The following is a 9,282-nucleotide window of genomic DNA, read 5'->3' as shown; positions in this document are numbered from 1 at the left end:
CTGCCGTCATGGCCCACGAACTTTATACCCGTACCAATCAGAAGATTTACTTCGCCGGCTTGTCGCTGGAAGCACTGGCTCGCACTGAAGAGGGGCGGGCGATGAATTCGCTGGCGCTGATCCAGGCGGGACGCGAATCCGCGCTGTTTCACCTGTACGGCGCGCTGTTGGGGCTGTGTCACGAAATCGCCGGTTACTATCGCTTGCCTCAGGCCAATGCGCCCCGTGCAGAGTTATTGCTGACTCGCGAGGTGCTGGATGCCATCGCCATTCCGGAAATGGCTGAGCTGGTCGAGCTGGCCAATAACCCGGAGACCTGGCTGGCCAAACTCCTGGCCGCCCATGCTGCGCTGTTTCAACCGCCGCGCGCGCCGCACAAGCCGAAAGGGGACGTGACCCAGCCACTGATCCAGGCTGTCAATCTGGATGAAGAGGATGCGCCGGAGGAGCTGAGCCGGGAGGAGCTGGAGAGTTGGCGTCAGAACCTGAAAGCATTGGCGATCCGGTTTCGTGAAGGGTTGAACGAGTGCTGACGCACACATTTGGGTAATGACATCTGGTCAAGATCTCAAGCGAACCCCGAACGATGCCTATATAATCCCCGCCTTTCGTGGAGAACAGTCCTTTATGCCAACGTCCTTTCTAGAAATTGTCGAGTTACCAGACGGCCGTATCGAGCTGCGCAGGGCCGAGGACGAGGGTTCTCTGGTTACTTTGGATTTCTCCGAGGACGCCAAAGCGTTCCTGCAAGGACAGTACGTGGAAGTCGCCAAGGCGATGTTGAGCGTCGGTGTACAGATGGCCGGTCGCCTGGTTGAAGGCGAATTCGACAAGGACGAGGGGTCGCGGGTGCTTCATTGATCCCCGCCTGTCGTTTTTCTTGATGTCGCTATTCATTGGCTTCTCTGTCCCTGGAGAAGCCTCGCGCGGTGAAGCTCGCACCCTGTCTGTCAGTTAGCCCAAACGAATATTCAGGCTCTGAGCGTCCCCGGTGCGGGCGGCGCTGATCAGTTGTTGCCGCGATTGCGGGCTCAACGGGTTGATCCAGCTGACCACCGTGTGGCTGCGACCCAGGCGCAGCGCTTCGCAGGTCAGTTGCTGCGCGCTCTGGGTACCCCGCGGTTGCAGCAACAGAATKCGCTCGCGGTTGAGGCCGGCATCTCGCAGCCAGGCTTGAGTCAGGCTGGCGGGTGGCGCGATCAGTGTCAGCCAGCGTGCATCCTGATCCTGGCTCAATTCCCTGAGGATCGGTGCCAGCAGGCTCAGGCAGTTCCCGGCTGCACCACGCAGTGACAGCTCGCTGAAAACGTCAGGTTCGGCGCTCCAGGGGGACTCGACTACGTCTTTCAGAATCGGCGCCAATGGCTGTGCCATGAACGCTTCGAACAACGGCAGTTGGGTTTGCTGTGGTGATGTCTGTGGGAACTGCATGGTGCCTCCTTTAGCGGCGAATGACGCCGACACTCAAGCCTTCGATCACCAGTTCCTGGTCTTGAAGGTTCACTTCAATCGGGGCGAACTCGGGGTTCTCGGCGATCAGCCAGACTTTGCTGCCGTCACGCTTGAAGCGCTTGACGGTCACTTCGTCGCCGATTCGCGCCACCACGATCTGGCCGTTACGGGCTTCGCGGGTGGTGTGGACCGCCAGCAGGTCGCCGTCGAAAATGCCGATATCCTTCATGCTCATCCCATGGACGCGCAGCAGGTAGTCGGCGCGCGGATGGAAGAAGGCGGGGTTGATGTTGCAGGACTCTTCGATGTGTTGTTGCGCAAGAATCGGGGCGCCGGCTGCGACCCGGCCAATGATCGGCAGGGTGGAATCGTCGGCCTTGGCTTCGAAGCCGGGGATGCGAATGCCGCGGGAGGCGCCAGGCGTCATCTCGATTGCACCCTTGCGAGCCAGGGCCTTGAGGTGTTCTTCCGCCGCATTGGGTGATTTGAAACCCAGTTCCTGAGCGATTTCCGCACGGGTTGGCGGGTAGCCGTTGTCTTCCAGGCAGCGTTTGATGAAGGCCAGAATCTCGGCTTGGCGTGGCGTCAGCTTTAGCATATTGATCGCTCTGTTTTTTTATACAGTGACTGGGATTATATACAGTGAGGCGGTCTTGGCAATGCTCCTTTTTTTAGCGGCCGCCGGACGGTCAATCAGTCAGTGGATTGAAGCTTCGCCGTTGTGTGGTTAAATGTCTGACCGACCATTCCCGAAACGAACTGCCAGGCTTGACAAGGCGCAGGCTGAAACGTATGTTTCAAACAAGTGTTTGTCAGGCGGAGTAGCCATGGCCCAGTCGGAAACCGTTGAACGCATTCTCGATGCTGCCGAGCAGTTGTTCGCGGAAAAAGGTTTCGCCGAAACCTCGTTGCGCCTGATCACCAGCAAGGCCGGTGTCAACCTGGCGGCGGTGAACTATCACTTCGGTTCGAAGAAGGCGTTGATTCAGGCGGTTTTCTCGCGGTTCCTCGGGCCGTTCTGTATCAGTCTCGATAAAGAGCTGGAGCGGCGTCAGGCCAAACCTGAAATCAGGCCGACACTCGAAGAGTTGCTGGAAATCCTCGTCGAGCAGGCACTGGTGGTGCAGCCGCGCAGTGGCAACGACCTGTCTATCTTCATGCGTTTGCTGGGACTGGCGTTCAGTCAGAGCCAGGGGCACTTGCGTCGTTATCTGGAAGACATGTACGGCAAGGTGTTCCGCCGCTACATGATACTGGTCAACGAAGCGGCGCCGCGTATTCCGCCCATCGAGCTGTTCTGGCGCGTGCACTTCATGCTCGGTGCTGCGGCGTTCAGCATGTCCGGTATCAAGGCCTTGCGCGCGATTGCCGAAACCGACTTCGGCGTGAATACCTCGATCGAGCAGGTCATGCGCCTGATGGTGCCATTCCTGGCCGCCGGCATGCGTGCCGAATCCGGTGTGACTGACGCGGCCATGGCCACTGCCCAGTTGCGTCCACGCAGCAAATCGACGCCGGTTGCCGCCAAGGTATAACCGCGCATGGGTGGGCGCGGCAGCTGACATCCGCTAAGCTAGCCGCCCATGCCGACTCTCGTTCTGAACCCGTTCCTCATTGAACTCGCCAATCTGCCGGGCCATGCCCTTGGCGGCGAATTCGTGTGGGCCGGGTTTTCTGTTATCAAGGAATTCTTATGACTGCTGGCTTGCAAGGCTCGTTGATGGTGGACGTCGCCGGTACCTGGCTGACGGCTGAAGATCGCCAATTGTTGCGCCAGCCCGAAGTGGGTGGCCTGATCATCTTTGCCCGCAACATCGAGCATCCACGCCAGGTGCGTGAATTGAGTGCGGCGATCCGCGCCGTCCGTCCCGACTTGTTGCTGGCTGTGGACCAGGAGGGCGGCCGCGTGCAGCGCCTGCGCCAGGGTTTCGTGCGCTTGCCCGCCATGCGCGCCATCGCCGACAACCCGAACGCCGAATACCTGGCCGAGCAGTGCGGCTGGATCATGGCGACCGAAGTGCTGGCTGTCGGCCTGGACCTGAGCTTCGCCCCGGTGCTGGACCTGGATTACCAGCGCAGTGCCGTTGTCKGCACCCGTTYGTTCGAAGGTGATCCCGAGCGCGCTGCCTTGCTCGCGGGTGCATTCATCCGCGGCATGAGCAGCGCAGGCATGGCCGCCACCGGCAAGCACTTCCCCGGCCACGGCTGGGCCGAGGCTGATTCCCACGTCGCGATCCCGAATGATGAGCGCAGCCTCGACGAGATCCGCGCCAATGACCTGGTGCCGTTTGCCAAGCTGAGCAAGCAACTGGCCGCCGTCATGCCGGCCCACGTTATTTATCCACAAGTCGATTCTCAACCCGCAGGTTTCTCCCGCCGCTGGTTGCAGGACATCCTGCGCGGCGAGTTGCAGTTCGATGGCGTGATCTTCAGTGACGACTTGTCCATGGCGGGCGCCCACGTGGTCGGCGATGCCGCCAGTCGAATTGAAGCTGCGCTGACTGCCGGTTGCGACATGGGCCTGGTGTGCAACGACCGTGCGGCTGCCGAGCTCGCCCTGAGCGCTGCCCAGCGTCTGAAGGTCAAGCCTTCCGAGCGCATTGCACGGATGCGCGGCCAGTCGTTCGCCAACACCGAATACCGTCAGGACCCGCGCTGGCTGGCTGCTGTCGGCGCGCTCAAAGAAGCTCAATTGATTGATTAAGGACTGTTCGTTATGACGGTTTACGCGATTATCGGTGGCACTGGCCTGACTCAACTCGAAGGCCTGAGCATTCGCCAGTCACTGACAGTGGACACGCCTTATGGCGCACCTTCGGCCGACGTTCAGATCGGCGAGTATGCTGGCAAGGAAGTGCTTTTCCTCGCGCGTCACGGTCATCCCCATCGTTTTCCGCCGCATCAGGTCAACTACCGCGCCAACCTCTGGGCGCTGAAGCAGGCCGGTGCGCAAGCCATTCTGGCGGTAAACGCCGTGGGCGGTATCCATGCAGCCATGGGCACCGGGCATTTCTGCGTGCCGCATCAGTTGATCGACTACACCAGCGGTCGTGAGCACACCTACTTTGCCGATGACCTGGAACACGTCACCCATATCGACTTCAGCTACCCCTACAGCGAACCGTTGCGCCAGCAACTGATTGCGGCATTGGCGGCGGAAGGTGTGGGCTACAGCAGTCATGGCGTGTATGCCTGTACTCAAGGGCCGCGCCTGGAGACAGTGGCTGAAATCGCCCGGCTGGAGCGCGATGGCTGCGACATCGTCGGCATGACCGGTATGCCGGAGGCCGCCCTGGCCCGGGAACTGGAACTGGATTACGCCTGTCTGGCGCTGGTGGTGAACCCGGCGGCGGGCAAGTCGACGGCGGTAATTACCATGGCCGAGATCGAGCAGGCATTGCATGACGGCATGGGCAAGGTGAAATCGACGCTGGCGCGGGTGCTCAAGGGCTGAGTCCCGCTTGGTACCGAGTTGACTTCATCGCGAGCAAGCTCGCTCCCACAGGTTCAGTGGCGTTCGCAAAAAATGTGTTCGACGCTATTACTGTGGGAGGTGAAGTCGACGCTGGCGCGGGTGCTCAAGGGCTGAGTCCCACTTGATACCGAGTTGACTTCATCGCGAGCAAGCTCGCTCCCACAGGGTCCGCGTCGAACACAACTTTTGCGGACACCATAGAACCTGTGGGAGCGAGCTTGCTCGCGATGGCGGACTTAAAAACGCCGAAGATCTCAACGCTTTTCGAGGTTTTCCGGCAGCGGCGCAAACAGCGCCTCGATATCATCGTTCTGCAGTTTCCAGTCCCCGGCCTTGCGCCCGTCCAGCACGCCGGCCGCGAGGTCGGACTTTTCCTTTTGCAGGTGCTGAATCTTTTCTTCCACGGTGCCGCGCGCAATCAGTTTGTAAACGAACACCGGCTTCTCCTGGCCGATGCGATATGCCCGGTCAGTCGCCTGGTTTTCCGTCGCCGGGTTCCACCACGGGTCATAATGAATCACCGTGTCCGCTTCGGTCAGGTTCAGGCCAACGCCACCGGCCTTCAGGCTGATCAGAAATATCTGACGTTTGCCRCTCTGGAATTCCTTCACCGGCGTGCGGCGGTCGCGGGTCTGGCCGGTCAGCAGGGCGTAGGCCACGCCGCGTTTGTTCAGTTCGTCCTCGATCAGCGACAGCATTGAAGTGAACTGCGAGAACAGCAGGATCCGCCGACCTTCCTCGAACAGTTCTTCGAGCATTTCCATCAGGCTGTCGAGCTTGCCTGACGTGCTGCCACGGGTTGGCAGGGTCGCCTCGTTGACCAGGCGCAAATCGCAGCACACCTGACGCAGCTTGAGCAGGGCTTCGAGAATGATGATCTGGCTGCGGGCCACGCCTTTGCGGGTGATCTCGTCGCGGACTTTCTTGTCCATGGCCAGGCGCATGGTTTCGTATACATCGCGTTGGGCCTCGTTGAGCTCGACCCAGTGGATGATCTCGGTCTTCGGCGGCAACTCGGTGGCCACCTGCTCCTTGGTGCGGCGCAGCAGGAAAGGTTTGATCCGGCCGTTAAGGTGCTGAAGCCTGACCTCGCTGGCGCGCTTTTCAATCGGCACGCGGTAATCGCGGTTGAAGCTTTTGACGTCGCCCAGCCAGCCGGGCAAGAGGAAGTGAAACAGCGACCAGAGCTCACCGAGATGGTTTTCCAGCGGTGTGCCGCTCAGGCACAGGCGCTGCCGGGCGTTCAGTTCGCGGGCGGCGTGGGCTGCCTTGCTGCCGGGGTTCTTGATGTATTGCGCTTCGTCCAGCACCAGTATGTGCAAGGGCTGCGCCGCCAGGCGTTCGACATCCTTGGGCAGCAGTGCATAGGTGGTCAGGATCAGATCGTAGTCGGCCAGCTTGTCGAAGTGCTTTTTGCGGCTGGCACCGTACAGCGCCAGCACTTTGAGCTGCGGCGTAAAGTGCGCCGCTTCGTCGAGCCAGTTGGGGATCAGGCTGGTCGGCATCACGACCATGCACGGCCGGTCGAGGAGGCCGGCGTTTTTCTCGCTCAGCACGTGCGCCAGTGTCTGCAGGGTTTTGCCCAGGCCCATATCGTCCGCGAGAATTCCACCCACTTCCAGTTGTCGCAGCGATTGCATCCAGCTCAAGCCCTCAAGCTGATACGGGCGCAGAGTCGCATTCAAACCTTCCGGGGCCGCGGCAGTGTGGTCCTTGATGTCGCGCAGGCGCTGGGCAAAGGTGCGGATCTGTTCGCCACCCTCCCACAGTAGTGGCATGTCTTCCAGCGGGTTCAGGCGCGTGGCATCGGCCTTGCTCAGGCGCAGCGTGGTGTCGCCGGGCTCCTGCAGGTAGAACTCGCCGAGGGTGGCCAGCACCGGCTTCAAGCGGCCGAAGGGCAGGGCGACTTGCAGTGGGCCGTGCTCGGAGTTCGGGCGATTGGGGATGTTGACCAGGATCAACTCGTCGTCGCGTCGTCGGGCAAGGCGTTCCGGGTTGAGGATTTCGGTGTGGGAGCGCATCAGGTTGAGCAGGATCGGCAACAGGCTCAGGCGTTCGCCGTTGACGATGATCCCCAGTTCCAGGTCGAACCAGTCGCGCTCCGGTGCCTGTTCGACCGTGGCGTACCAGTCGTCTACCGCCGTCAGGTCGAAACCGAAGTCCTCGTCGATCTGCAATTCCCAGCCCTGGGAGCGCAACTTCGGCAGTTCATTGAGGGTAAAGGTCAGCCAGGCGCTGTCATTGACCATCTCGAACAGCTCGCCGGCACTTTCCGGCAGGGCCTTGCTTTGCCGGGTGGCAACTTTGAAACCGAGGATTCGCAACTGTTCCCGGTAGGACTGTTCCACTTCCGGGTGGCGTTTTATCCGCAGCGTCTGGGTTTCCTGACGAATCAGGATGTCGGAGTTTCTCTGTCCGCAAACGTACTCGTCCAGGTAACTGAAAGACAGCGCCGCGCGGTGCTGAATGTACCGCTGCATTCGGCCATTGCGCGGTTCGAATGCGCTGAACTCGATGCTGGCCAGCCACAGGCGCGGTAACGGTTGCACATTGTCCACCAGCACTTGCGGCGGGGCTTTCGGGCTGCGGTTTTCCAGGACTGCCTGGAGTTTTTCCAGAAGTTCGGCGTCTTTGGCGGCAGCGGGGTAGTCGAGGGTTTCCTGCACTTGCAGGAGCACCGCTGCGCAATGTTTGCAGTTGTTGTGGACCGGGCACGAGCAGGTGGCGTCGACCATCAGCAGCGTGCCCTTGGCTGACTCGCGCAGGCGAATGGTCTGGCGGTAAACGTTACTGCCTGAGCCTTCGCAAGCGGCGATGATCGTGGCGTCGCCGACCTCGACGATTCTGACACGATTCTCCAGCGCATAACGGCGGCCACGCTCCAGGCTCTGTTCCTTGAATCGGCTGACCCAGGACGGTGCCAGGGGTTTGCTCAGGGCCGCAGACATGGGAATCAGTCCGGAATTTCATCGGGGACTGGCCGAGGGGCGGGAGCGGTCAGCGAGGTGATCTTGATCAGCAGGCCGAGGTGGCCGTTATCGAGGAAGTTCAACTGGCCGTTCTTGGTGTGGCTTTCCTGTTTCAAGCGCTCGCTGGCGGTCACCATGCCATTGGCATCGATCTGATTGACCCAGAAATCGGCGTCGACGTCGGTAAAGCGTCCCAGCGTCATGTTCAGCGTGCCCTCGATCGGGAACTGACCATATTGTTCCTTGCCGTCGCTGATCGCCACTTTGCTGGCGTTTTCGCCGAGAGTCTGTTGCCAGGCCTTGTGCAGCAACACCGTGTAGTCGGCGCTGCTGGTGAGTTTTTCCACCTCGCCATTCAGGCTTGGCGTACGCAAGCTGTCGGGGCCCACGGGTTGGGCGCCAGCGGCCCAGTCTTCCGGTGCGGCGCGGCTGACAATCGCCGGCACGGCGTTTTGACGGACCAGAATCATTTCGACCTGATACAGGTCATCGGCAAATGCCGTGGGTGCGACCAGCGCTGGAATTAGCAGGGTCAGCAAGGTCAGTGAGCGAAACAGGCGCATGCGGCGTCCTTCAAGCAGTTTTCGGAACGAGGCGCTCGAACAGCGCCTCTACAGTATTAAAGCGCTCTTCCGGGCGCTCCATCGGAACCATGAACTTGAACATCGTGGCGCCTTCGAATTTGTAGCGTTTTGGCTGGCCCTGGATCAGCTTGATCAGGGTCAGCGGGTCGACCGGCGTCTGTGCGGCGAACTCGACGCGACCGCCTTGCGGGCCGCCATCGACTTTCTTGATGCCCAGTAGCTCGGCCTGCAATTTCAATGCAGTGATGCGGATCAGGTTCTTGGTCGGTTCCGGTAACAGACCGAAACGATCGATCATCTCCACCTGCAAATCCTTGAGGCCGTCCTCATCGGTGGCCGAGGCAATGCGCTTGTAGAGAATCAGGCGGGCGTGGACATCCGGCAGGTAGTCCTCGGGAATCAACGCCGGAACCCGCAGGTTGACCTCCGGACCGCCGCCGAGCGGTTGGTCGAGGTTCGGCTGCTCGCCCTTGCGGATCGACTTCACTGCGCGCTCGAGCATTTCCATGTACAGCGTGAAGCCGACCGCCTGGATCTGCCCGCTCTGGCCGTCGCCGAGCAGTTCGCCGGCGCCACGGATTTCCAGGTCGTTGGTGGCGAGCACGAAGCCCGCGCCGAGGTCCTGGGTGTTGGCGATCGCTTCCAGGCGCTTTTCCGCGTCCGGGGTAATTTGCTGGCGCGGTGGCGTCAGCAGGTAGGCGTACGCCTGGTGGTGGCTGCGTCCGACCCGGCCGCGCAACTGGTGCAATTGTGCCAGGCCGAACTTGTCGGCGCGCTCGATGATGATGGTGTTGGCGCTCGG

At 60.9% G+C, this 9,282-nt stretch carries 10 protein-coding genes; 5 read left to right on the top strand and 5 right to left on the bottom strand.

Features of this window, described 5'->3' with window-relative positions; genetic code table 11:
• The first annotated feature begins 8 nt into the window (after positions 1 to 8).
• Together ACXRVY_RS10470 and ACXRVY_RS10465 are read left to right on the top strand one after the other, a co-directional pair.
• Complete coding sequence (locus tag ACXRVY_RS10470) at positions 9 to 533, top strand: DUF6586 family protein (protein ID WP_223463210.1); 525 nt, start codon at positions 9 to 11, stop codon at positions 531 to 533.
• 94 nt (positions 534 to 627) lie between these two features.
• Positions 628 to 861: a hypothetical protein gene (locus ACXRVY_RS10465; RefSeq protein WP_223463211.1), complete on the top strand. Its 234-nt coding sequence runs from the start codon at positions 628 to 630 to the stop codon at positions 859 to 861.
• Between the two features lie 93 nt (positions 862 to 954).
• Here the strand turns inward: ACXRVY_RS10465 and sulA are convergent, their stop codons facing one another.
• Entirely contained in the window at positions 955 to 1,431 is a 477-nt protein-coding gene (gene sulA / locus ACXRVY_RS10460) for an SOS-induced cell division inhibitor SulA (protein WP_007991406.1), read from the bottom strand.
• Between the two features lie 10 nt (positions 1,432 to 1,441).
• Entirely contained in the window at positions 1,442 to 2,050 is a 609-nt protein-coding gene (gene lexA, locus ACXRVY_RS10455; protein ID WP_007995278.1) for a transcriptional repressor LexA, read from the bottom strand.
• A gap of 229 nt (positions 2,051 to 2,279) precedes the next feature.
• Between lexA and ACXRVY_RS10450 the strand changes: the two genes are divergently transcribed.
• The 3 genes from ACXRVY_RS10450 to ACXRVY_RS10440 all read left to right on the top strand — a co-directional run bounded on the left by ACXRVY_RS10450 (position 2,280) and on the right by ACXRVY_RS10440 (position 4,906).
• The gene (locus ACXRVY_RS10450; protein WP_108219237.1) at positions 2,280 to 2,987 is read left to right on the top strand and encodes a TetR/AcrR family transcriptional regulator; all 708 of its coding nucleotides are present in this window, start codon (positions 2,280 to 2,282) and stop codon (positions 2,985 to 2,987) included.
• Positions 2,988 to 3,145: 158 nt separating this feature from the next.
• Entirely contained in the window at positions 3,146 to 4,156 is a 1,011-nt protein-coding gene (gene nagZ / locus ACXRVY_RS10445) for a beta-N-acetylhexosaminidase (RefSeq protein WP_458237354.1), read from the top strand.
• A gap of 12 nt (positions 4,157 to 4,168) precedes the next feature.
• Positions 4,169 to 4,906: an S-methyl-5'-thioinosine phosphorylase gene (locus tag ACXRVY_RS10440; RefSeq protein ID WP_223463213.1), complete on the top strand. Its 738-nt coding sequence runs from the start codon at positions 4,169 to 4,171 to the stop codon at positions 4,904 to 4,906.
• A 275-nt stretch (positions 4,907 to 5,181) separates the two neighbouring features.
• Here the strand turns inward: ACXRVY_RS10440 and ACXRVY_RS10435 are convergent, their stop codons facing one another.
• From ACXRVY_RS10435 to ACXRVY_RS10425, 3 genes are all read right to left on the bottom strand, one after another.
• Complete coding sequence (locus ACXRVY_RS10435) at positions 5,182 to 7,875, bottom strand: DEAD/DEAH box helicase (protein WP_223463214.1); 2,694 nt, start codon at positions 7,873 to 7,875, stop codon at positions 5,182 to 5,184.
• A 5-nt stretch (positions 7,876 to 7,880) separates the two neighbouring features.
• The gene (locus ACXRVY_RS10430) at positions 7,881 to 8,459 is read right to left on the bottom strand and encodes a CsiV family protein (RefSeq protein WP_223463215.1); all 579 of its coding nucleotides are present in this window, start codon (positions 8,457 to 8,459) and stop codon (positions 7,881 to 7,883) included.
• 10 nt (positions 8,460 to 8,469) lie between these two features.
• On the bottom strand, positions 8,470 to 9,282 hold an 813-nt coding region (locus ACXRVY_RS10425), incomplete at its 5' end, for a TRCF domain-containing protein (RefSeq protein WP_458237353.1).

The sequence above is a fragment of the Pseudomonas sp. P5_A2_2 genome (assembly GCF_054177685.1).
Note: the sequence above shows the minus strand (reverse complement) of the source record. Positions and strands in the feature narration are given on the sequence as shown.

Bases quoted from the DNA above. Each gene is read 5' to 3' on its own strand.
- ACXRVY_RS10430 (WP_223463215.1), bottom strand. From the start codon at position 8,459: ATGCGCCTGTTTCGCTCACTGACCTTGCTGACCCTGCTAATTCCAGCG.
- ACXRVY_RS10470 (WP_223463210.1), top strand. From the start codon at position 9: ATGGCCCACGAACTTTATACCCGTACCAATCAGAAGATTTACTTCGCC.
- ACXRVY_RS10440 (WP_223463213.1), top strand. From the start codon at position 4,169: ATGACGGTTTACGCGATTATCGGTGGCACTGGCCTGACTCAACTCGAA.
- ACXRVY_RS10465 (WP_223463211.1), top strand. From the start codon at position 628: ATGCCAACGTCCTTTCTAGAAATTGTCGAGTTACCAGACGGCCGTATC.
- ACXRVY_RS10450 (WP_108219237.1), top strand. From the start codon at position 2,280: ATGGCCCAGTCGGAAACCGTTGAACGCATTCTCGATGCTGCCGAGCAG.
- lexA (WP_007995278.1), bottom strand. From the start codon at position 2,050: ATGCTAAAGCTGACGCCACGCCAAGCCGAGATTCTGGCCTTCATCAAA.